The sequence below is a fragment of the Bergeyella zoohelcum ATCC 43767 genome, assembly GCF_000301075.1.
Lineage (GTDB): Bacteria > Bacteroidota > Bacteroidia > Flavobacteriales > Weeksellaceae > Bergeyella > Bergeyella zoohelcum.
Genome location: NZ_JH932293.1, coordinates 369,896 through 393,049 on the forward strand (window position 1 = coordinate 369,896; position 23,154 = coordinate 393,049).

The 23,154-nt window shown below is 34.3% G+C and carries 21 protein-coding genes; 9 read left to right on the forward strand and 12 right to left on the reverse strand.

Annotated elements, in window-relative coordinates:
- The first annotated feature begins 214 nt into the window (after window positions 1-214).
- The 3 genes from HMPREF9699_RS01710 to HMPREF9699_RS01720 all read left to right on the forward strand — a co-directional run bounded on the left by HMPREF9699_RS01710 (window position 215) and on the right by HMPREF9699_RS01720 (window position 3,015).
- Window positions 215-1,405, forward strand: a complete 1,191-nt coding sequence (locus HMPREF9699_RS01710) for a phosphoglycerate kinase (RefSeq protein ID WP_034986045.1) — start codon at window positions 215-217, stop codon at window positions 1,403-1,405.
- Between the two features lie 111 nt (window positions 1,406-1,516).
- On the forward strand, window positions 1,517-2,539 hold the full coding sequence (locus HMPREF9699_RS01715; RefSeq protein WP_002661863.1) for a hypothetical protein: 1,023 nt from the start codon (window positions 1,517-1,519) through the stop codon (window positions 2,537-2,539).
- The gene (locus HMPREF9699_RS01720) at window positions 2,539-3,015 is read left to right on the forward strand and encodes a type II toxin-antitoxin system death-on-curing family toxin (RefSeq protein WP_002661864.1); all 477 of its coding nucleotides are present in this window, start codon (window positions 2,539-2,541) and stop codon (window positions 3,013-3,015) included. Before HMPREF9699_RS01715 ends, HMPREF9699_RS01720 begins: the two co-directional genes overlap by 1 nt.
- Window positions 3,016-3,238: 223 nt before the next feature.
- Here the strand turns inward: HMPREF9699_RS01720 and HMPREF9699_RS01725 are convergent, their stop codons facing one another.
- The 4 genes from HMPREF9699_RS01725 to HMPREF9699_RS01740 form a co-directional block, all read right to left on the reverse strand.
- Window positions 3,239-3,805 (reverse strand): hypothetical protein, encoded by a 567-nt coding sequence (locus HMPREF9699_RS01725; RefSeq protein ID WP_245946099.1) that lies wholly within the window; start codon window positions 3,803-3,805, stop codon window positions 3,239-3,241.
- 81 nt (window positions 3,806-3,886) lie between these two features.
- Window positions 3,887-4,771, reverse strand: coding sequence for a class I SAM-dependent methyltransferase (locus tag HMPREF9699_RS01730; RefSeq protein WP_002661866.1), 885 nt, complete (start codon window positions 4,769-4,771; stop codon window positions 3,887-3,889).
- 5 nt (window positions 4,772-4,776) lie between these two features.
- Complete coding sequence (locus tag HMPREF9699_RS01735; RefSeq protein WP_002661869.1) at window positions 4,777-5,412, reverse strand: YiiX/YebB-like N1pC/P60 family cysteine hydrolase; 636 nt, start codon at window positions 5,410-5,412, stop codon at window positions 4,777-4,779.
- A 119-nt stretch (window positions 5,413-5,531) separates the two neighbouring features.
- Window positions 5,532-6,146 carry a hypothetical protein gene (locus tag HMPREF9699_RS01740; protein WP_002661870.1) on the reverse strand — a complete coding sequence of 205 codons (615 nt, stop codon included), beginning with the start codon at window positions 6,144-6,146 and terminating at the stop codon, window positions 5,532-5,534.
- Between the two features lie 321 nt (window positions 6,147-6,467).
- Here HMPREF9699_RS01740 and HMPREF9699_RS01745 point away from each other — a divergent pair, with 321 nt between their 5' ends.
- The 3 genes from HMPREF9699_RS01745 (at window position 6,468) to HMPREF9699_RS01755 (ending at window position 10,884) form a co-directional block, all read left to right on the forward strand.
- Window positions 6,468-8,003, forward strand: coding sequence for a YifB family Mg chelatase-like AAA ATPase (locus HMPREF9699_RS01745; protein ID WP_002661872.1), 1,536 nt, complete (start codon window positions 6,468-6,470; stop codon window positions 8,001-8,003).
- A 102-nt stretch (window positions 8,004-8,105) separates the two neighbouring features.
- Window positions 8,106-9,650, forward strand: coding sequence for a helicase HerA-like domain-containing protein (locus tag HMPREF9699_RS01750; protein WP_002661873.1), 1,545 nt, complete (start codon window positions 8,106-8,108; stop codon window positions 9,648-9,650).
- 4 nt (window positions 9,651-9,654) lie between these two features.
- Complete coding sequence (locus HMPREF9699_RS01755) at window positions 9,655-10,884, forward strand: 3'-5' exonuclease (RefSeq protein WP_002661876.1); 1,230 nt, start codon at window positions 9,655-9,657, stop codon at window positions 10,882-10,884.
- An 11-nt stretch (window positions 10,885-10,895) separates the two neighbouring features.
- Here the strand turns inward: HMPREF9699_RS01755 and HMPREF9699_RS01760 are convergent, their stop codons facing one another.
- The 6 genes from HMPREF9699_RS01760 to HMPREF9699_RS01785 all read right to left on the reverse strand — a co-directional run bounded on the left by HMPREF9699_RS01760 (window position 10,896) and on the right by HMPREF9699_RS01785 (window position 14,630).
- A complete protein-coding gene (locus tag HMPREF9699_RS01760) occupies window positions 10,896-11,420 on the reverse strand; it encodes a hypothetical protein (RefSeq protein ID WP_002661877.1) in 525 nt (174 codons plus the stop codon).
- An 11-nt stretch (window positions 11,421-11,431) separates the two neighbouring features.
- Complete coding sequence (locus HMPREF9699_RS01765) at window positions 11,432-11,968, reverse strand: hypothetical protein (RefSeq protein ID WP_002661879.1); 537 nt, start codon at window positions 11,966-11,968, stop codon at window positions 11,432-11,434.
- Window positions 11,965-12,522 (reverse strand): RNA polymerase sigma factor, encoded by a 558-nt coding sequence (locus HMPREF9699_RS01770; RefSeq protein WP_002661880.1) that lies wholly within the window; start codon window positions 12,520-12,522, stop codon window positions 11,965-11,967. The genes HMPREF9699_RS01765 and HMPREF9699_RS01770 overlap by 4 nt, the downstream gene beginning before the upstream one ends.
- Before the next feature lie 215 nt (window positions 12,523-12,737).
- Window positions 12,738-13,226 carry a DUF4920 domain-containing protein gene (locus HMPREF9699_RS01775; protein WP_002661881.1) on the reverse strand — a complete coding sequence of 163 codons (489 nt, stop codon included), beginning with the start codon at window positions 13,224-13,226 and terminating at the stop codon, window positions 12,738-12,740.
- Window positions 13,227-13,290: 64 nt separating this feature from the next.
- Window positions 13,291-13,695, reverse strand: coding sequence for a hypothetical protein (locus tag HMPREF9699_RS01780; RefSeq protein WP_002661882.1), 405 nt, complete (start codon window positions 13,693-13,695; stop codon window positions 13,291-13,293).
- Window positions 13,696-13,886: 191 nt separating this feature from the next.
- Window positions 13,887-14,630, reverse strand: coding sequence for a DUF2911 domain-containing protein (locus HMPREF9699_RS01785; RefSeq protein ID WP_002661883.1), 744 nt, complete (start codon window positions 14,628-14,630; stop codon window positions 13,887-13,889).
- 193 nt (window positions 14,631-14,823) lie between these two features.
- On the opposite strand from HMPREF9699_RS01785, the gene HMPREF9699_RS01790 reads away from it, so the two are divergent.
- Window positions 14,824-17,748 carry a M16 family metallopeptidase gene (locus HMPREF9699_RS01790; RefSeq protein WP_002661884.1) on the forward strand — a complete coding sequence of 975 codons (2,925 nt, stop codon included), beginning with the start codon at window positions 14,824-14,826 and terminating at the stop codon, window positions 17,746-17,748.
- Window positions 17,749-17,833: 85 nt separating this feature from the next.
- Here HMPREF9699_RS01790 and ybeY read toward each other — a convergent pair whose 3' ends face one another.
- Together ybeY and HMPREF9699_RS01800 are read right to left on the reverse strand one after the other, a co-directional pair.
- On the reverse strand, window positions 17,834-18,241 hold the full coding sequence (gene ybeY, locus HMPREF9699_RS01795; RefSeq protein WP_002661885.1) for an rRNA maturation RNase YbeY: 408 nt from the start codon (window positions 18,239-18,241) through the stop codon (window positions 17,834-17,836).
- 170 nt (window positions 18,242-18,411) lie between these two features.
- Window positions 18,412-20,568 (reverse strand): patatin-like phospholipase family protein, encoded by a 2,157-nt coding sequence (locus HMPREF9699_RS01800; RefSeq protein ID WP_002661886.1) that lies wholly within the window; start codon window positions 20,566-20,568, stop codon window positions 18,412-18,414.
- A gap of 221 nt (window positions 20,569-20,789) precedes the next feature.
- On the opposite strand from HMPREF9699_RS01800, the gene HMPREF9699_RS01805 reads away from it, so the two are divergent.
- Both HMPREF9699_RS01805 and tsaB read left to right on the forward strand, forming a co-directional pair.
- Window positions 20,790-22,448, forward strand: coding sequence for a DNA repair protein RecN (locus HMPREF9699_RS01805; RefSeq protein WP_002661887.1), 1,659 nt, complete (start codon window positions 20,790-20,792; stop codon window positions 22,446-22,448).
- A gap of 30 nt (window positions 22,449-22,478) precedes the next feature.
- A complete protein-coding gene (gene tsaB / locus HMPREF9699_RS01810; RefSeq protein ID WP_002661888.1) occupies window positions 22,479-23,150 on the forward strand; it encodes a tRNA (adenosine(37)-N6)-threonylcarbamoyltransferase complex dimerization subunit type 1 TsaB in 672 nt (223 codons plus the stop codon).
- The last annotated feature ends 4 nt before the right edge of the window (window positions 23,151-23,154 follow it).

The window sequence follows — 23,154 nt, forward strand, 5'->3', positions numbered from 1 at the left end:
AAAAATGAGAATAAAATCGGTATAAGTCAGTACCTAATAATTATCCACAAATTCACAAACACTTAACAACAGCCTCCGTATTATTTTTTTATTAATTAAGAAAAAAAGTACTGATGATGATGAATATGTTTTGTGAAAAATGAATGGAGAAGAAAACATAAAGTTCAAGGGAATATTTGTATTTTTGTGCTATATAAAATTTCAACTCTCTCTTATGAAAACAATCAAAAATTTCAATTTTTCTGGCAAAAAAGCATTGGTGCGTGTGGATTTTAATGTACCTCAAGATGCTGATAAAAAAGTAACCGATAATACCCGCATTGTAGCAGCAAAACCGACTATAGATAAAATTCTTAATGACGGTGGGGCAGTGGTCATCATGACACACCTAGGAAGACCTAAAGGAAAAGTAAATGAAGAGTTTTCTTTGGCTCAAATTGTTTCAGAAGTAGCTAAAGTACTGGGCAGAGAAGTAAAATTTGCTCCTAATTGTATAGGGGAGGAGGCAGAAAAAATGGTAGCAGAATTAAAAGCTGGAGAAGTTTTACTTTTGGAAAATCTTCGTTTCCATGCAGAAGAAGAGTCTGGTGATCTGGCTTTTGCTGAACAACTTGCTAAGTTAGGGGATGTCTATGTGAATGATGCTTTCGGTACAGCCCACAGAGCTCATGCTTCCACAGCGGTGATTGCTCAGTTTTTTCCTGAAACTAAGTTTTTCGGTTTATTAATGGCTCATGAATTAGAGGCGATAGATAAGGTACTTCATTCTGGGGAAAAACCTGTAACAGCCATTCTGGGAGGGTCTAAAGTTTCTACTAAAATCACGATTATAGAAAATATTCTTCCTGCGGTGGATAACTTGATTATCGGTGGCGGTATGGCCTTTACTTTTATCAAAGCACAAGGTGGAAACATTGGTAGTTCTTTGGTAGAGGAGGATAAATTGGATTTGGCTTTGGATATTTTACAGAAGGCGAAAGCCCAGAATGTAAAGGTGTACATTCCTGTAGATGTGATTGCAGCAGATGCTTTTAATAACGATGCCGATAGAAAAGAAGTTCCAGCAGATGAAATTCCTGAGGGATGGATGGGATTAGATGTAGGTGCGAAAACATGCACTATGAATAATGATGTAATCATGAATTCTCGTACTATTCTCTGGAATGGACCATTAGGAGTTTTTGAAATGTCTAATTTTGCTGAAGGAACTAAATCTTTAGGTGATAGTATTGCAGAAGCAACGAAGTTAGATGCTTTTTCTCTCGTAGGCGGAGGAGATTCTGTAGCTTTTGTAAAGCAATTTGGCTATGCAGATAAGGTTTCTTATGTTTCTACAGGTGGGGGAGCAATGTTAGAAAGCCTTGAAGGTTTGGAGCTTCCTGGAGTAGCAGCGGTTAATAAGTAATGTATTGATTTACAATATAAAATTTGATGTCTCCGACATTCATGTCGGAGACATCAGTAATTTTTACATTAAGTTATTGATATTTAATGGTTTAATTAGATAAAAACTATTATGAAACAAGATTTGGTAAATTCTTCCGTACATAGGAAAAATATATTGAATAATAATATTGCAATACCTAAGATTTATGAGGCAATTGGCTATGATGGGATTTTCTTTGATAAAAAATATAGATTTACCAAAGAACAAATCATTGATTTTTATGAGGTAGATACAAGAACAATAGAGCGATTGATAGAAAATCACGAATCTGAAATTCAGTATAGTGGTTATGAGGTATTTACGGGACAAAAACTTCGAGATTTTAAAGATGAAATTTTAAAAAATAATATATCGTTATACGATAGAATTAATAAAGCTCCTTCTTTAGGTGTATTTACTTTTAAATCTCTATTAAATATAGGTATGCTTTTATCAGAATCGGAGAGAGCACGGCAGGTTCGTTCTTTGATACTGGATATTGTGATAGATGTTCTGAATCAAAGAGCTGAAGGGCATACGAAATATATTAACCAAAGAGAAGAAAAGTATTTAGAATCAGCTATTAATGAGTTTGATTGCAGAAAGAAATTTACAAATGCTATTGATTTTTATATTGTTAAAAATAACTTTAAATATGCTCAATTGACAGATAAAGTGTATAAAAGTATTTTTAATGAAAAGGCGAAAGAATATAAAAAAATATTAAATTTATCTAAATCAGATAGTGTTAGGGCGACTTTGTATTCCGAAGTTTTGAGAATTATCTCAGATTATGAAAATGGTTTTGCGAAAGAGTTAGAATTAGAATATCACAAAAAAGGGGATAAACTTACTTTGACGGAAGCTCATTATATCTTTAATGATTTTGCAAAGAGGGCAGAATTTTTAATGGAAAATTCTATTAATCAAGCAAGACAATTGATGGCAAGTAGAGATTTAGTTTTTAGAGATGTTCTACATCAGAAATTAGAGAATTATATAAAAGAAATTTCAGAGGAAGATTTTGAAAAATTCTTAGGAGAGCATAGTATGGCTTTAAGTAAAAGATTTGAAGAAAATAAAGATGTATTTAAACGTCTAAGAGATAGATAATGTTAACTTTGATATATCCCAAAATAGAAGATATTATTGAAAAACACGATGAAATTATCAAGATTTCAGGTGGGTTAAATGGAGTAAAGAATATAGGATATTTGGAAAGTCCTCTTAGTTTTGTCCAAGAGAATGATTATTATCCAAAATTTGAGGATAAACTAACTCATTTGGTATTTTCTATTAATAAAAATCATGCTTTTGAAGACGGAAATAAAAGAACCTCAATTGCAATAGGAGCAATGTTTCTAGAATTTAATGGATTTGGATATATAGTGGGCAAATTTATTAGAGAAATGGAGAATATATCAGTCCTTGTTGCTGATAATTTTATAGATAAGTCACTTTTAAATGAAATTATTTATTCCATAATCTTTGAAGATGATTATAGTGAAGAATTGAAATTGAAGATAATTTCTGTAATGACTGTTTTTGAAGAAAGAAAGAATGACACATATGATGATGATTTTTTTTGATGAACTCATCTTGACTTTTTATTTTACTCAATTTTTACTATTTCAAAGCACTTTGTCAAAGTCTAAAAACCTTAATAGAGTATCAGAAAAATAATGAAACTTATTGAGCTAAACATTTCTCATAGCTCTATTTATAGATTTTTAATAAAAAGTTTTTATACTTAATTTTCTTTACTTGTTAAGGGGTATTGTTATCAAATAAGTCGAGATAGCTTCGATATATTTACTCATCAATATCTTCGAAAACCAATTCATTTTTCGTTTTTTGAATAGAAATTCTTCTAAAAGTGGGGGCATAGCCTTCGCTATTGGGTTGGAAATATTCTCTTACATAGGAGCTATTCGTTTCATAGTTTTGAATTATTTTTTTATCCAATCTATTCAAATAAATAAAGTAATTTACACTATCTTTTTGAGTTTTATAATTTTCTGAGGATTTTATCTGCTGGATAATTCTTTGTTGGTCTCCTGAAGAAATGGAAAGTGTAAAAGTATGGTAATAATCACCAATTGAAGAATGAGATTCGTTTTTGAGAATTCTAAAATCCTCTTTAAGGATAATATCTTGTTCTGCTAGGAATTCTTTAACATTATTTTCATAAAAAAATAAATCTTCATACTTTAAGTAAAGTATAAAGCTTATCAGCAAAATGAAGTAAGAAAAACTCAAAATTTTCCCGATTCCTTTATCTCCAAAAATTTTTGGAATATAGTAGAGTGCCCACCCAAAAATTATGGGAAGAATGATGAAGATAAAAATTAATATAAAATCAGATACAAGTCCTTCCATATCCATCGAATGTTGTTTTTTATCCATTTTCTGGAAATCTGTAAAAAATCGACCTTCAGAAATATATCAAAAATCCATTTTCTATTTTTTTTCGACTATATATATCAAACTAGAAAAATCTCCTGTTTTTAATGCTTTAAAATTAGAAATTGCTCCGTGGAGACCTCCAAAAAACCAAAAAAGCGGATTTTTCTTGTATTTTTCACTCAGTAGTGAAATATAAAATGAGTCCAGTAGGAGAGGGGCTATTTTTTGCACTTGCCATTGTTCGTTGTTCATTAGTCTCAGCATGCCTGCTTTGGAAAAGTGAAAAATGTGGCGAGGCACATCATAGGCTGCCCAAAACTCCTTGTAGTGTTGAGCATCGTAAGAGTTAGGATTGGGAACAGCAATTATGAGTTTCCCCTGAGGTTTTAATTTTTGATGAAAAATATCCAACACTTCCTTTTGGTTTTCTATATGCTCAAAAACATGCCAAAGCGTGATGGCATCTAAACTTTCATTTTCTATCTCGGAGAGGGTAGGGGAGGAGAGAAAAGTGGTTACATTGTTTTTTTGTTGGGCAAAAGTTCTGGCATTTGAATTGGGTTCATAGCCGAAGGTTCGGTATTCTTTGGAAATATATTTTACAAACTCTCCAGCACCACAACCATAGTCTAATATAGAGATAGACGGTAGGCTAGAGGCATTAGGCTTTTCCATTTTCTCATTTTCATGGCTGGTATCCTGTTTCCTGCTTGTAGCTTTTTGTAAAATTTTCTTTTTATATTTTAAGTTGAATTTTTGTAGGAATTTATAGATTGTTTCTTTCAGGCTACCACTATCTTGATGGTGGGAAATATAATTTTTACTTTCGTAATACTGGCTTATATTTTCAGGAATAGGGTAGGTTTTTAAAACTCCAGAAATTTCTGTTTCTCGGAGTTCAAATTCTTCTTGGGAAAGGAAATGGTCTTTGATTTTCATTCCATTTATTTTAGGGTTCCAATTTTATAAATTTTGTCGGATTTAGACATTCCATTTGGGTTACATCCCAGCTCGCCTTCTGGTATTTTGGCATTCAGTTGCTGGTAATGCTGTAGCCAATATTCATCAGTTTTTCCTGTTTCGGGATTGATAAATGTCATAGGTTGGAGGTCAAAGATACTACAATTTCTAAAAGCTCGTTCTATAAAATCAGAACAATAGTATTCATTCTCATTCGGAGTGTAGGTGTAGTTATAAGGTTTGCCGAGCATGGTTTTTGCTGTGGGAATGGCATCATCTAAGCATGGTAAATATTCTTTTTTGAGTCGATAAATATGAAGTATTCTATTTTCTTTTTTATGTCTTTTAAGATAGGTTTTTAGATTTTCTCTATGAGAACCTTTTCCAGTAGTGGCCTCTAATACGAAATGGTTTTCCCCATCGGTTTCTATCATTGCAATATGATCAAATGAAATGATGGATTTTTCATTTTTTGTTACTCTGCTAATGGCTCCAGATAATTTTTTGGTTTCTGCTTCTATAAAAATAAAATCACCGTTTTTTATATCAATATTACTTTGATTTATGGTACAGCCATAGAGTAGGGTAGTAGTGATGATTCCGAATATTCGTTTTTTCATACCTTATTTTATGTTGCAATAATAGTATTTTGTTTTCGTTTTTACAATAGATGTTTCACGGGAAACATCTATTGTTTTTTTTAAAAAAGTTACAGTTATTTTTTTATTTTATTTTCGCTTCATTGATTGTATTCCTTACAGATTAATCTCAGCTCATTTAGGGAATATTCTTTTTGTTTTATTTGTTTTAAGAAGTCGGGTTCATCAGAAAAGTATTTTTCTATATTGTTTTTGAAAACTCTTTCATTGGTATTAGGAAAAGGTTCGTTCGTCCTTGTTCCAATCAGTGTAGGATGATTTTCATTATCTCTTTTTAAAAAGTAATATGTGTTACTTTTACTATATTCTTTTCTGTGTTCTATATAGGTAGTTTCATAGAGAGATAGTTTACCATGTATGATTCTTTTTATCCATTCTTTTCTTTTTATTTTTTTATCTGTACTTTTTCTTTTAGGATAATATACAGTGGATGTAAATAGTATTGCTGTGTTAGGGTATTCATTGTACACAATGGAATCAATTTCTTTGCTCTCTATATTCAGATTTTCCCCAGCATTTCTTATTTTGATATATTTTTGATAGGCAGAAAGTGGTGTAGTGATTTTTCCCTCTATTGTAGTATCATTATTTTTATAGATGATGCCTCTGTTTATGTTTTTTTGGACCATGTCAATGAGGTTTTGTCCTAAGAATATATTGGATGCTAATAGTAGTGATAATTTAATAGTTTTCATTTTGTATTTTTTTGTACTTTTAATCAAAGATTATTCCTTTTATTTTTAATGATTTCATTACGCTGAATTTATTTTAAAGTATTTTTTATGTATTTTGTATTTAAATATTTGAAAAACAGTTTATTAATATTAATGTTTCTCGTGAAACATTGTGTCATGATAAAGTAAAAGGAACTTAGTATGGAGCATATTACTAATAAATAATCAGGTAAAAAATTGATTTTGCGTATTGTTTTTGCAACAATAAAATCAAAAATAATTCTACATTTTCTCCTACTGAATTGGGTTTTATTTATTATATTAGCTATCAAATACAAAGCTATGCTAGTAAAAGTTTATGGAAGTGCTATACACGGAGTTTCTGCTCAAACCATTACCATAGAAGTAAATGTAGATGCTAAAGGAATAGGTTATCACTTGGTAGGTTTGCCAGACAATGCGATTAAAGAGAGTAGTTATAGAATTTCTGCAGCATTGAAAAATGTAGGATATAAAATACCAGGTAAAAAAATCACGATTAATATGGCTCCTGCTGACCAAAGAAAAGAAGGTTCAGCGTATGATTTGAGTATTGCTATAGGAATTTTAGCTGCTTCAGAGCAGATTACTGCACCTGATTTAGATAAATACATCATCATGGGGGAATTATCTTTGGACGGAAGTTTACAGCCTATCAAAGGAGTTTTGCCTATTGCTATTAAAGCTAGGGAAGAGGGGTTTAAAGGAATTATATTACCTATCCAAAATACTAAAGAAGCTGCTATTGTAAATCAATTAGAAGTATATGGTGTGGAGAATATCAAGGAGGTTATTGATTTTTTTAATCTCGGTATTCCACTTAAACAAACCAGCATTGATACCCGAAAGGAGTTCGAGGAAAAGATTAATCATTTTCCTTATGATTTCTCAGAAGTTAAAGGGCAGGAGACGGCAAAAAGAGCTATGGAAGTGGCAGCAGCAGGCGGACATAATATCATCCTTATCGGTCCGCCAGGAAGCGGTAAAACCATGCTTGCTAAAAGAGTTCCTAGTATTTTACCTCCACTGACCCTTAAAGAAGCTTTGGAAACTACTAAAATACATTCGGTAGCAGGGAAAATAGGGGCAGAAACTTCACTCATGACGGTAAGGCCATTCAGAAGTCCGCATCATACCATTTCTGATGTTGCTTTAGTAGGAGGGGGAAGTTATCCGCAGCCAGGGGAGATTTCTTTGGCTCATAATGGCGTACTTTTCCTTGATGAAATGCCCGAATTTAAAAGAACTGTATTAGAAGTGATGCGTCAGCCTTTAGAAGATAGGGAGGTTACCATTTCCAGAGCAAAATTTACGGTAAATTATCCCGCTAGTTTTATGTTGGTAGCCAGTATGAACCCTTCGCCTTCCGGGTATTTTCCTGATGACCCTAATAATACCTCTTCTACTTATGAAATGCAGAGGTATATGAATAAACTTTCAGGTCCTCTTTTGGATAGAATAGATATCCATATTGAGGTTCAAAAAGTAGAATTTGAGCAGCTTACGGATAAAAGAAAAGGAGAAACAAGTATAGAAATTAGAGAAAGAGTATTGAAAGCCAGAACAATACAGACTGAAAGATATAAAGAAAGTGAAATCAATTACAATGCACAGATGGGACCTAAAGAGATAGAAAAATATTGTGTTCTCAATGCCGTTTCTCAGAATTTGATTAAAATAGCCATGCAAAAACTTAATCTTTCAGCCAGAGCATACGATAGAATATTGAAAGTAGCCAGAACCATAGCAGATTTAGATGGGGAAGAAAACATACAGCCTGCTCATATTTCCGAAGCTATTCAATATCGAAGTTTAGATAGAGAGTTTTGGAATGTATAACAGATAAATGGTGGTCACTATGTGCCGCCATTTTTTATTTGTTTTTCTTCGCTTTTCAGTGTCTTTTTCAGTAATTTTGCTTCATCCTATTGTAATTCTATTATGGAAAACAAAACTGCATTTATAGAACAAATTCAGCCGAGATATATAACCAAAGGTGAAAATATACTTTTGGGAACGGGTATTTTAGATGGTGAGGTAATACCTGAAGTAAAAGTGGCTATACCACTGAAAACTATCAATAGACATGGACTAATTTCAGGTGCTACAGGAACGGGAAAAACCAAAACAATTCAGGCTTTTGCGGAACAATTATCTTTAGCAGGAATTCCTTCTTTGGTATTAGATATTAAAGGAGATTTCTCAGGAATTGCAGCTCAAGGAGAAAAAAATAACATTATCCAAGAAAGATATGATAAATCTCAATTGGAATGGGAAGCACAGATGTTTCCCGTGGAACTATTGACCATTTCTGACGAAAAAGGAGTCAGACTGAGAGCTACTGTAACAGAATATGGACCGATACTCTTATCAAAAATTTTGGGATTGAATGATACCCAGTCCAGTATTATTTCTATTGTCTTTAAATATGCTGATGACAATGGATTACCGCTCATTGATTTAGAAGACCTGAAAAAAATGCTCAATTTTCTTACCACAGACCCTCAAGGCAAAGCAGCATTGGCAAAAGATTATGGAAGTATTTCTCCAGCCTCTTTAGGAGCTATCCAAAGAAGTATAGTGGCATTAGAACAGCAGGGAGCTACTTCTTTTTTTGGTGAACCCAGTTTTGATGTGGAAGACTTGCTTCAGAAGAGAGAAGGAAAAGGGGTTATTAATATCCTTAGGGTGGGAGACATCCAGAGTAAACCACAGCTTTTCTCCACTTTTATGCTCTCCCTTTTTGCCGAAATTTACATGACTTTTCCTGAAGAAGGAGATAGTGGAAAACCTAAATTGGTACTTTTCATAGATGAGGCACATTTGATTTTCAAAGAATCTTCCAAGACGCTTTTGAGCCAAATAGAAACTATGGTAAAACTCATTCGTTCCAAAGGGATAGGTATTTATTTCATTACCCAAATCCCAGGTGATATTCCAGAAAATGTTTTATCTCAATTGGGGCTCAAAATTCAGCATGCCTTGAGAGGATTTACAGCAAAAGATAAAAAGGAAATCACCAAAGCAGTGGAGAACTATCCAGAATCCGCATTTTATGATGCTAAAAATCTTATTCAAAATTTAGGAATAGGAGAGGCTTTGGTTACTGCTTTAGATGAAAAAGGAATTCCTACACCATTGGTGCATACTTATCTTATCTCACCACAATCTAGAATGAATGTTCTTTCTGAGATAGAAATAGAACAGCTGACACAGCATTCAGCATTGGTAAAAAAATACGCTACTACTGTAGATAAAGAATCTGCATATGAAATATTGGTAGAAAGAATAGAAAGAGCAGAAAGAAATGCTGAAAATCAGAATACAGCTCCAACGCCCAAAAGAACTTCTACTAAAAAGGAAAAGAGCATGATGGAAGAAGTGTTTTCTAGCCGTGCAGGAAGAACTTTTACTACTACCATTATGAGGGAAGGAGCAAAAGCTATTATGGGAATGTTAGGCTTAGGAGGAAGGAGAAGAAGATAAAACTATGTACACAATCATCGATATTGAAGGCAATGGTGCTGGCTATCGTGAAGAATCTATCATCGATATTGCAATTTTTAAATTTGATGGGCATCAAATCATGGATCAGTTTTTTTCTTTGGTAAACCCAGAGGCAGAAATTGCTCCCTATGTGCAGAAGCTCACAGGAATTAGCACTAAGATGGTGCGTACAGCACCTAAATTCCACGAACTGGCGAGGAGAATAGTGGAAATTACTGAAGGGACTACTTTGGTGGGGCATAATATTGATTTTGATTATCGAATGCTCAGGCAGGAGTTTAGGAGATTAGGTTATGATTTTCATATTGAAACATTGGATACCATCCCTCTGGCAAAGCAGTTGATTCCTGATGCAGAAGGCTATTCATTAGGTAAATTGGTCAAAAGTTTGGGGATTCCATTGTCTAATGCACATCGGGCAGAAAATGATGCTAGAGCCACTTTGGAACTTTTCAAAATTCTTATTTCTAAAGATGTAGAAAATACCATTATTCAAAAACTGCATGAGGATACCAATGCAAAAACTTATCTGAACAAGGTAAAACAGCTTACCCAAGATTTGCCTAGTAAGGTGGGAATTTTTTATTTACAAAATAAAAAAGGAGAAATTCTTTACTCTGAGTATGTAAAAAATATCAATAGAGGAGTGAAGAAAATTTTTAATGCCAAATCTAAACGAATGATGCCCATTCAGGAGTCCACCTCTCAGGTTCAGTATGAACTGGTAGGAAATGCTCTTTTGGCACAGATCATACTTACACAGAAACAGTTATTTCGAGAAAAAAAACGCCCTATTGGACTGTATGAAATTGATGAGGAATGGAAGCTGAAATCCAGAGCTTCTATGGGGAAGGATATTAAGCCTTTGCTGGAATTTTATTCCACATCTCAAGGGATGAAAGCGTTACGATACATTCATCAAAGCCACTGGAAGGAGGATATAGCAACGCTTGGTAACATATTTTCTTTGTCTGAAAACCGAAAAATATTTACTATAGAAGGGAGACGATTGGGAGAGAAGGCTTTTATTGTCCTAGAAAAAAGTGGAGTAGTAGGCTATGGTTTTTATGAGTTCCATACACAGATTTCCACTTGGAAAAAAATTAGCCAGCTCATGATACCTATCCATATCCCGATGAAAGCCATCGAGAATGAACTTAAGTTAGCATATCTTCAGGGAGAAATGAAAGAATGTGTGATAAATATGCCCTGAAAAAAGGCTTATTATGGTTTCATGTTTTTGTTATTTTTATCAGCATCGTTGTATTTTATCTTTCTTTCCATTATTCTTTTTCGGATACGCCCTTCGTAATGAAATAGTTCTATTACTTTGTGGGTGGAGATAATGGTTTGGAATTTTTTAGCATATTCTTTTCTTATTTCTAATAGTTTTTCACTTACTATGAAACTATTATTTAAAATCTTTTTTGCTTCTTCCTCTGTGAGTTCGCCCAGATTTTCTTGCATAGGATATGCTTCTTTTACGGCGTGAATCTTGAGCTGATACTCGCTGTAGATTTCTGTAAAATCATGAATTTTATCTTGTGGAAGATTCATTTTTTTAACCACCTCTTGTAGAATGGCGTTACGGAAAAGCTCCATTCTTTCTGCTGGACTGAGTTTGTCTAAAATTTCCTTTCGTTGCTGGGAATCCAGTTTATGCCATTGTTCGATGTTTTGTGCCATTGCCCAAGTATGAACAAAGAATAAAGCAATGGTGAATATTATTGTATGAATACTTTTCATCATGTCAATTTTTTTTATTGATATAAATCTAAATATAAATCCAGTTCCATATTTTGCGTAAGCATAGCAATGTCTTCAGCAGGAAGCACATTAATCATCTGTTCTGCGGGTATGCTTTTTAGTTTTACCGAATTTTTATTTTGTTTATTTATTTTCTGTTCATTTTTAATAGGAGAAATATTACTGGCATTAGCCCATGATGCGTTATCATGATTTGCATAGTGCTGAGCAGAATCTTTTTTCACTATCATATGGCTTTGCATTGTTTTCGTATTTTCATTTTTAGTATGACCGATGATTTCTTTTTCGGAAGAAACATGTTTATTTTCAATGGAAAGGAGTATTATTCCCAGTCCTAATAACAATACAAAAGATGCCGCCACTGCCCAGTATTTCTTAAGGTTATTTTTAGCAATGGGAAGTGCTGGTTTTCTTTCTTGTTCTATTTTTTCTATACCTTGCATGACTCTTCTCTGAAGCACATCAAAAGCGTTTTCAGGTTGGGTATAGATATTTTTTCGGGGCAATTTTTCTATATCTATCTCTTTCATATTTTTTCGTAATGTTCTTTAATGTAGATTTCTATTTTTTGTTTAGCATAGTGGTAATTGGTTTTCAGCGTTCCTACGGACATTTCTACTATTTGGCTGATTTCCTCATAAGGTAGTTCATCATAGTACCTTAAGTTAAACACTAAGCGTTGTTTTTCTGGAAGCGTATGAATGGCTTTCTGGAGAAGGATTTGGATTTCTTCCGCATTGGGATCTGCGTGGAGATTTATCTGAGATTCCATATAGTCTCTGGCAGATTCCATTCCTATTCTGGGCATTTTTTTCTCTTTAGCAAGGTATTGTAGTGCCTCATTAGAAGCGATTTTGTACAGCCAAGTAAAGAGTGTACTTTCTTCTTTAAAAGCATCTATTTTTTGATAGATTTTAATGAAAGTATTCTGTAAAATATCTTGTGTCCCCTCGTGTTCTACTACCATTCTTCTGATGTGCCAATACAAACGAGACTGATAGGTATCCATTAATTTCCGAAGCCCCAACTCCCTTTTATGGGGGGATTTCATCATGGTGAGTATCTCTGCATCGCTTGCTTTCATTTTGCTTTTCCTTGCTGTTGGATAGTAAAAATGGGTAAAAGTTAAAAAAAGAAAATAATTTTATGGATTAAAGGTATAAAAAACTTTGGCAAAATGTCTGTAAATCGTATTAAAGCTCAGAAAATTTAAACAAAAGAAAATCTTATAAGTTGAATCTAAGTTTATAAAAAAGCCTCCTAAAAATTTGGAGGCGAATAGGTTAGTGTAATAATATGTTATTTTACCACTTTAATTCCGCTGGCGAGGAATCTATACTCTATTTTGGGCTGGGTAATTTTCTCTATTTCTTCTTTAGGTTTCTTTGCGTCTTTTGCATAATGTTTTAGTTCTTCTACAGAAGTTACTTTTTTATCCATTTCACCGTGAAGAAGCACTGTTTTTCCCATGCTAGAGATAGGTAAGAAGAATGCATAATCTTTCATTTTTACAAAGACGGTTTCTTTTTTGTTATTTTTTAAGGTAATCCAGCAGCCTTTTTTCTGACATACCCCTGTAATTTCTGCCTGAACTACGATGTTTTCTAATTTTTTACCTTCTTTTTCAATTTCTTCAATGGCTGCATCAGGAGTATATACATTAAAAGTAATGTTCTCTGAAACGCCAGCTCCATACTCTTGTCCTGGAATGGCTTCTGGAATTTCATTTTTCTGTGCATAGAGTACCGTGGTTACTGTAAATGCGATGATTGTGATGATTTTTTTCATATCCAATATGTTTTTTTATACCAAATTTTCTCAGAATGCTATTTTATGGTAAAAGGCATTTTTCTTAATGCTCTTCCGCAGTCCATTTTTCCAGTAGTTTTTCTACTTCCTTTTCTGTAGTATCCTTAATGAGTGCTATGCTTTTATAAGGATATTCCCGAATTTTATGTACCAAATCTACATATTTTTGTGCAAATTGAGGTTCTTTTTCACGAAAATGATAAGCTATTTTCAGGAAAAAAAGTTGTATCCATCCTCTGTGAGATTCATTGAAGAGGATATCCTTATACTGTTCAGTATCTAAAAAGTGTATCTCTCGAATGCCTATTTGAAAATGGGTTTTCATAAATTCATCGTATGCCGTTTCCATTTCATTGGAGGGCATTAGGTGATGTTCTTTTTGCATCAATTGATTTAGTTTTTGGAAAAAATCTTCAATGTATTTCAGCAAAAAATCTTTCTTTAGCATGATGTTAAAGATGAGTTATTGGTGTATTTTAATTCTTTTTTCAGAGGTTTTTTTGATATGATCCAGCACTCTTACATGAACTTGGTGAATGACATCATTATAAGTACAGGTACGCCTCCGTTGTACAATAGGTGTACATACTTATTGTACAGCGGAAGTGTATTGGTTAGGAATCCTTTACGGGTTAGGATTTATTTTTTTACATTTTTCAGTTGAGCCTCTGCTTGTTCCTTTTGTTTCAGCATGTATGCTGGCGGGTTGTCTATTAGCTGGATGGCTTTTTCCGTAAGTTCTAAAGCTTTTTTGGGGTTTTCACCTATTCTCAAAAGGTAACTACCTGCCTGAAAATAATCCCCTGCATTGGTAGATTGAGATAAACCATTATCAATGTAAGCCATTAGTCTTTGATGAGAAAAAGTTTGAAACGGAATTTGTATTTGGGTAGTATCCCATTTCATCACGATTTCCCCATCATTATTACTAAGAGGATTAATTTCTATGGTAAAAAACTCTGAGCTGGGAGAAAGTTTTTGGCTTTTCACAGTGGTCTTTAAAGCAACTAAATTGTCATTCCATGCTTTGGGTAGCCCCCAGTTTTTAGTGTCTTTATAGAAGTAAATAGTCCACTGATTTTTTTCTGGCTTGGTATAGATGGCATATTTTCCTTTTTCTAAGGTAGTATTGTCTATTTTAATATCATCAGAAAATTCTATGGTGGTATTTTCATTGGCACCTGTACGCCAAATTTCTCCATAAGGAACTAGACCTCCGAATATGGTTCTTCCTTTTTTAGCAGGACGAAGGTAGTCAATCTGCATTTTTACTATACCTATCGTTTGTTCTACCTCTGCTTCTGGACTGGCAGTAGGGAATTTCATTTGTCCAAAAATGGAAATACTTAGTAGAGATGAAAGTATCAAAAAACTTTTTTTCATAGAGGAAAATATTTTGAACAAAAATAGAAAAAAATACCCAATACACCTCCTTTCCTCTGATGAAGGACTCACCCTAAAATTAAGTAGTTTATATCAGTGTACTCATAAGTAAAATATTAGCAGATGAGTATAATTACATTATTTCCTATCTTTGCTTTATCTCAATTTTTTACGAAAATAAATATTCATACTTATGTTAAAAAGAAGAATTCTCATTGCACTTACTGCTGCTGTAATGTATTCAGCACAGGCACAAAATTTTCAGTGGAAAGAAGCCCAAGGAGGAGGGTACACTTATAAATTTGTAACCAATGACCCTACACAAGCTAGATTTTATACCCTGAAAAATGGACTCACCGTTATCTTGAGCCCTACTAAAAATGAACCGAGAATCCAAGCGTATGTAGCGGTAAAAGCAGGAAGCAAAACGGACCCCGCTACCAATACTGGGCTGGCACATTATTTAGAACACATGCTTTTCAAAGGTACAGATCAATATGGCTCTTTGGATTGGAAAAAAGAAAAAGTAGAGCTGGATAAGATTGATGCCCTTTATGAGCAGTATAATGCTACCAAAGATGAAACGAAACGAAAAGCCATCTATAAGAAAATAGACTCTATTTCTGGTGTGGCTTCTCAATATGCCATTGCTAATGAATATGATAAAATGATGTCTGCCATGGGGGCACAAGGCACCAATGCTTTTACTTCTTTTGAACAGACGGTTTATACGGATGACATTCCTAGCAGTGCTGTGGATAAATACCTTACCGTACAGGCCGAAAGATTCAGAAATCCTGTGCTCAGAATTTTTCATACCGAGTTAGAAGCCGTATATGAGGAGAAAAATAGAAGTTTGGATAGTGATGGAAGTAAAGTTTTTGAAACGCTTTTTTCAGAATTGTTTAAAAATCATAACTACGGAAAACAAACCACCATTGGTACAGTAGAACACCTTAAAAATCCATCACTTATAGAAATCAGAAAGTATTTTAATAATTACTATGTGCCTAATAATATGGCGGTGATTCTTTCTGGTGATTTTAATCCAGATGAAGTTATCGGGAAGATAGATAAGGCATTCGCGTATATGCAATATAAGCCAGTACCGAAGTATGAATTTCAGCCCGAAGTGCCACTTACTAAACCAATTGTTAAAGAAATAGTAGGTCCTGATGCAGAGGGAGTTACCATAGGGTTCCGTTTGCCAGGAAATAAGGATAAAGATGTCTTATTGGCAGATTTGGTAGGTTCCATTCTTACCAATGGAGAAGCAGGGCTCATAGACTTAAATTTGGTAAAAAAACAAAAACTCCTTCAGGCAGGGGCTTTTACTTATACCCTCATTGATCATGGTATTCTTTATCTCTATGCTACTCCTACGAATGGACAAACATTGGAACAGGCTCAGGCACTAGTGCTCAATGAGATAGAAAATCTGAAAAAAGGAAACTTTGATGATGACCTCATCCCTTCCATTGTAAATAATATTAAAAAACAAAAAATCCAAGAGTCTGAAAAATACAGTGATAGAGCCAGTCTTTTAATGGATGCTTTTACTGCCGAACAAGACTGGAAAGATAGAGTAGCGTATGTGAATAACCTCTCCAAAATCACGAAAAAAGACATCATGAATTTTGCCAATAAATATCTGGGCAATAATTTCGTGGCAGTTCTCAAAAGAAAAGGAGAAAGCCCTGCTTCTACAAAAATAGAAAAACCAGCCATCACACCTGTGGAAACTAATGCAGATAAACAGTCGGCATTCGTGAAAAGGGTAAATGATATGCCTAATGTGCCTTCTGAGCCCGTATTTTTAGATTTTAATAAAGATATTCAGAAATCAAAACTCGGAAATGTAGAGGTGCTGTATGTTCCTAATAAAGAAAATCAATTGTTCCGATTGAGATACCGCTATAAAATAGGAACACTCAATGACTTGAGACAATCACTCGCGGCTTCGTATATTAATTTCATTGGTACAGATAAAAAATCCGCAGAGACCATTGCGAAAGAGTTTTACAAAATTGCATCTAGCTTTAGCATTTCTAGTGGAGAGGAATACACCACAGTAACCATAGAGGGGTTACAAGAAAATTTTGATAAAGCGGTGCAGCTCTATGAAGACTTGGTACTTAATGCTCAGCCGAATGAGGAGGCTCTCAAAGCACTGAAAGCAAGACTGATGAAGTCTAGAAAAGATGCAAAATCTAACCGAGGAGCCATTATGAATGGACTGACCAGCTACGCGATGTATGGCCCGAAAAATAAATTTAATAATACTTTTTCTGATGCTGAACTGAATGCCATTACTGCAAAAGAACTGGTAGATAGAGTGAAAAATATGAATAGCTATGAGCAGACCATCCTTTATTATGGTCCTGAAAAACTAAATGTACTCACTCAAAAGCTCAATAAGCTACATAAAGTTCCTGCTAAGTTTTCGGTGGCACCTAAAGCAAAAGTATTTACTCAGCAACCGATGAATAAGACGCAAGTCCTCTTTACGCATTATGATATGGTACAGGCAGAAACCAGATGGCTTAGAAATACCGATACCTATAACCCTAAGCATACAGCACTGGTGAATGTTTTCAATAAATACTTCGGTGGAGGTATGGGGTCTATTGTCTTCCAAACCATTAGAGAAAGTAAAGCATTGGCATACAGTACTTATGGTATCTATGTGTCTCCTTCTAAAAAGGAAGATAAATACTATATGATGAGCTATGTAGGTTCTCAGGCAGATAAATTTAATGAAGCAGTAAGCTCTATGAATACACTACTTACCACGATGCCAGAGCTTACTGGTAATTTTGACTTGGCTAAAAATCAAGTAAAAAAAGATATTCAGACACAGAGAATTACTCAGGACGGAATCATTTTCCAGTACCTTGCAGCACAAAGATTAGGGTTGAAGGAAGATATTCGTAAGCAGGTGTACACATCAGTGGATAAAATAACGATGAATGACCTGAAAAATTTCCATAAAACGCACTTATCAGGAAAGTCATATACTTATGTTTTGGTAGCATCTGAAGACAAAGTGAATATGGATGAGATAAAGAAAATAGGAGAGGTAAAGAAAGTTTCTTTAGAAGAAATTTTTGGATATTAAGAGCTTCTCTTTTTCAAAAATAAATTCAGCCTCTATTTCTGGAGGCTGAATTTTATTATGTGAAAGATTTAAAATGATGCGGTAATTAGCGAAGACGGATATAAAAATCTTCTTTTTCACGCATGATTTGTTCTTCTTCGGAGGATTTATCCTTATATCCACAGAGGTGGAGGATACCATGGGCAAGCACACGATGAAACTCCGAATCGAAATCTTTGGATAGCGTAGTAGCATTATCCTCAATTCTTTCTATCGAAACAAAAATATCACCTGAAATGGTTTTCCCTTTCACATAATCAAAGGTGATGATGTCTGTATAATAATCGTGTTGTAGATAGTCTTGATTTACTTTGAGGAGGTATTCATCATCGCAAAAAATATAATTAATGTCTCCTAATTTTTTACCTTCGGAGAGGATGATTTTTTCTAGCCAATTTTTCAGCTGTTCGTCTAGTGGTTGCTCGTCTATATTTTCGAAAAAGAAATGAATCATTTAAAGTAAAATAAGGTGGTAAAATTAATGAAAATTTATAAGGTTCAAGATATATCACATATAATTCCTCAATAAAAATTATACCTTAAAAAACTCCTCCCTACTATTTGATAGTTGAGGGAGGAGTGTTGTCAAATCTTATGTGAGTGCAATGGAGTTACATTTTTCGTTTAAAACCAATGGCCTAAAATCACGCTAAATATCCCTTTTCTTCCTTCTAGAGCTTTGGAATAGTTTACTTTTATTTGTCCAAAAGGAGATTTATATCCCGCTGTAATTCCTGCAGAGCTATTACTGATTTTTAGGATATCATCGGTTTGGGTATCATTAAAAAGATTAGCAAAATTAAGATGTCCTACTAGATAATAGTTTTTCTTAAAGTTCAGCTGTAAGTCATTAGATGCAATGAGTATATTATTAGCACTTAAATCCCCGAAGTGGTACCCCTTGAATTTAATGAAATTACCAAGTGGCTGCTCAAAAATACCTCCAGGTCTGAATTGATAATAATAAGGAATATAATCTCCTATGCTGATGCCTCCGTAGAGATTGAGTCTATAAGTAAATGCTTGAGAAATGGGAAAATTAATGTGCATATTCACTTTTGCCTGTATAGCTTTTTTTTGGATTTCTTTATTGTATAAATCTAGCACTTTTACCTCAGTATCTATGAAAAATCCGCGTGTAGGGAAATTTTTATCATCTTGAGTATCACTTTTTGCAAAAATAAAAGGGTTTATAAAGTTTTCTGTGGCGTTAGTAGGATGTACAGAGTTAGAGGAAAAATAATCATGGCTAATACCTCCTCCTATAGCGTATTTATCTCTCCAGATGGATTGGATAAAGGCTTCGTTTCGGAACCAGTTCCATGATTCATGGATGTACTCTTGCTCATTTTTTAGGTCTAAACGCATTCCCGATGCAAATACTCCTATACCAGGGATATATCCATTGTCCATAGAGTAGTTAAAATAGTATCTTGGTTTATCTCCCACTACTACATCTAAGGAGACCGTGGAATTTTTAAATAGTAATCTCTTAATGGTGGCATTGAGGAGGAGTCCTGTTTTCATTACTTCGTCATAGTGTAAGCCGAACTTTAAATAATATCTGCTTTCTTCTTCATTTACAATGATATTTAGCTTGGTTTTATTGTTTTCTCTGATGAGGTCATAACTAATGAGATTGTAGTTATTGGTGGCATACAGTTTATCAATCATTTTATTGATGCTACCATAAGTTTGGAGCGAAGGTACTTTTAGTCGCATTTTTCCTTGTACATAGTTTACATCGAAGATATTATTATTCTCTACAGTAATTTCATCTATTTTATAGACATTAGAAAAAATGGGATTACTTGGGGCACGCAGCAGTTGGTTTTCTCTTTTGGGAAGCTGGCTTAGAACATCCACATATTTCAGTGCCTCTTGATAGCCTAGGTCTAGAATTTTTTTCTTATCACCATAGCTGGTTGCTCCTAATCCTTCTAAGTTAGGATGAATATTAATATCGGTAAACTGATATTGTCTTTGCGTTTCTTTTTGAATATTAAAATCAATGACTTGGTCTAAAATTCCAAATGCAGAAGTTAAGTTTTCTCTTTTGGAGAGCCCTTGGCTTAAATCTACCCCAATAACGATATCCATATTTTTATCTTTGAGTAGTTCAGAAGGGTAGTTAATGGTCATTGCACCATCTATGTAAAGGCTATCCCCAATTTTTACTGGGTCAATGAGTGAGGGATAGGCAGAGCTTGCCATGATGGATTTCACTAAATCTCCTTTATCAAAAATTTTCAGTTTGCCACTTTCTAAATTGGTTCCTGTGCAGATGAAGGGAATGGGTAGCTGGGAAAAATCATCTATATGTGCCACATTCTTAAAAAGTTCTTTCAGCATATAGATATTTTTTTGTCCTTTAGAAATGGATTTTGGTACCAAGTTTATTTTCCCATTTTTGATGGGAATATCCAGTAGATATTTATCCGTTTTTTTGGTAAAAAATGAGGACTCTTGGCGGTTTTTTTCATTAGCAAGTACAGCGTAAAAATCTGTATCCAATACTATTTTCTCTATTTCTTTTCCTGTGAATCCTGCGGCATACAGTCCTCCCACAATGGCCCCCATACTTGTTCCAGAGATATAATCTACCTTTACGCCAAGAGAGTCTAGTACTTTTAGTGTCCCAATATGGGCAAAGCCTTTTGCTCCACCACCGCTGAGTGATAGCCCTACTTTAGCATCAGGATGAATGATGAGGTCTTTTTTTACTTGAGCATAAAATAATCCTACCATGAGTAGGAGAAAAAAGGAGAATATATTCTTCATGTTTTTTCTAAAAAAAAAAATTGAAAAATTTGAAACAAAGATAATACCATTTATGTATGATTTGAACAAAATAATGATTGTTAAATAAAAACATCATGATAAGGGATAAATATAAGTGTATTAACGACGAATTATATCAGTACTATCACACTGAAGAAAGGGGGTATTTTTTCCACTTATAATTTTTACATATTTTTATTATAATTCCCTACTTTTGCACTATGCTGAACAGGATTTTTATTCAAAATTTTGCGCTCATTGAGCATTTAGACATAGACCTCCATTCGGGGCTTCAAGTTATTACGGGAGAAACAGGTGCTGGAAAATCCATTATCCTTGGGGCTTTACGCCTTATTTTGGGAGAAAGGGCTGATGTTAAAAGTGTAGTAAAAGAGGATAAAAAAAGCATTGTAGAGGTGCAGTTTAGTGTTTCGCCATCCATGAAATCTTTGTTTGAAGCACTAGATTTGGATTTTGAGGAGGAAACCATCATCCGCAGAGAGCTTCTTCCTAATGGGAAATCTAGAGCTTTTATTAATGATGTGCCTACCACTTTGGAACAACTTAGAAAGGTTTCGGAAAAGCTCATAGATATTCATTCTCAGTTTGAAACAGCCAAAATATTCACCGAAGAATTTCAGTTTAATATTATAGATGGTATTGCAAAAAATGAAATAGAAATAGATGATTATCAGTATGAATATCGTAGTTATTTAAAGTTAAAGTCTAGGCTGAAAGAATTACAAGAACAGCTTCATAAAGGAAACCAAGAGCGTGATTATAAAAACTTCCTCCTTACGGAATTACAGGATGCTCAGCTAGATGATGTGCATTGGGAAACGCTTCAAAGCACACTCTCTACACAGGAAAATGCGGAATTTATTGCTGAAAATTTGAGTTATGCTTTGGGAAGATTAGAGGCTGAGGAGATGGGGGTATTAGATGGATTGAGTGCCATCTTGCATCGTCTTCAAAAATTGGCAGAGTTTTCTCCACAGTATGCCGAACTGGTACACCGGTTAGATTCTTCCTTTTTAGAAATCAAAGATATTACCAATGAACTCCAGTCCGAAACAGAGAAAGTGGAAATTAATCCAATCTTGATTCAAGAACTGCAAAAGAAAGTAAATCTTATTCAGGGGTTATTGGTGAAGCATAACACCGAAAGTGTGGAGCAGCTGATAGAAATTAGAAATCAGATGCAGAGTGAACAATCGGGTTTTGAAAATATTGAAGAGGAAATTGCCGAAACGCAAAAAGATATTTTAATAAAAGAAGGTTTACTTAATGAAAAATCATTGATTATCAGTGATAAAAGAAAATCAGCAGCAGATGTTTTTAAAGCCAAAATGGAACAATTGCTTCAGCAATTAGGATTAGAAAAAGCAAAAATCCTCGCAGAGCTTACACCGAGTTCTGATTTTCATCTTTTAGGAAAAGAGCATATAAAGATATTGTTCCAAGCCAACTCTGGTTTTGAGATGAAACCGATACAGCAAGCTATTTCTGGTGGAGAAAGAAGCAGGGTGATGCTAGCGGTAAAGAAAATTATGGCAGAAAATAACCAGTTGCCTACCCTTATTTTGGATGAGATAGATACGGGAGTTTCAGGAAAAGTAGCTGAAGAAATAGGAATGGTAATGAAGGATATGGCGAAAGATATGCAGCTTATTGTTATTTCTCATTTGGCACAAGTAGCCGCCAAAGGAACGCATCATTATAAAGTTCAGAAATTTGATGTAGAGGGCGTTACTCAGTCCACCATTAAGCCATTGTCTGAAGAAGAAAGACTTATAGAAATAGCCCAATTGCTTTCGGGTTCCACCATTACAGATGCTGCAGTGGAACAAGCAAAAGCATTGATGAATAAAGACGCATAGCATATAAGCACCACTGTAAACCGTAAGAATATGAAAATATTACACCTCGAAACTTCATCTAAAAACTCATCAGTTGCCATTTCAGAACATGGGCATATTTTATGTCTATGTGAAGAGGTTTCGGAAAATTATAAACAATCTGAACATCTCCATAAGTTTGTAGAATGGGCATTAGAAGGTGCAGAGATTCAGCTTAAAGATTTAGATGCAGTGGCACTCGGAATGGGGCCGGGTTCTTATACAGGGCTAAGAATAGGCACTGCGGCGGCTAAAGGGTATTGCTTTGCACTTGGAATTCCTTTAATTGCTGTAAACTCTTTAGAAACTATGGTAGAGCCTTTTGTAGGTCAGGGGTTTGATGCAATTATTCCCATGGTAGATGCCCGAAGAATGGAAGTGTATTCTGCGGTATTTTCGGGTAATGATGGCAAAGAAATAGCTCCTACCCAAGCGCTTATTTTAGATGAAAATTCTTTTTCAGAATATCATGATGAAAAGGTGATTTTCGTGGGCGATGGAGCCAAGAAGGCATCTACCATTTTGCAGATGCCTCATGCTACTTATCATTCGGAAGTTTTTCCTTCTGCTCAATATCTTGTTCAGAAAGCGGTGAAAAAATACAATCACCAATCCTTTGAAGATATTGCTTATTTTGACCCTTTTTATCTTAAAGAATTTCAGGGGACAAAGCTTTCCAAATAGGGAT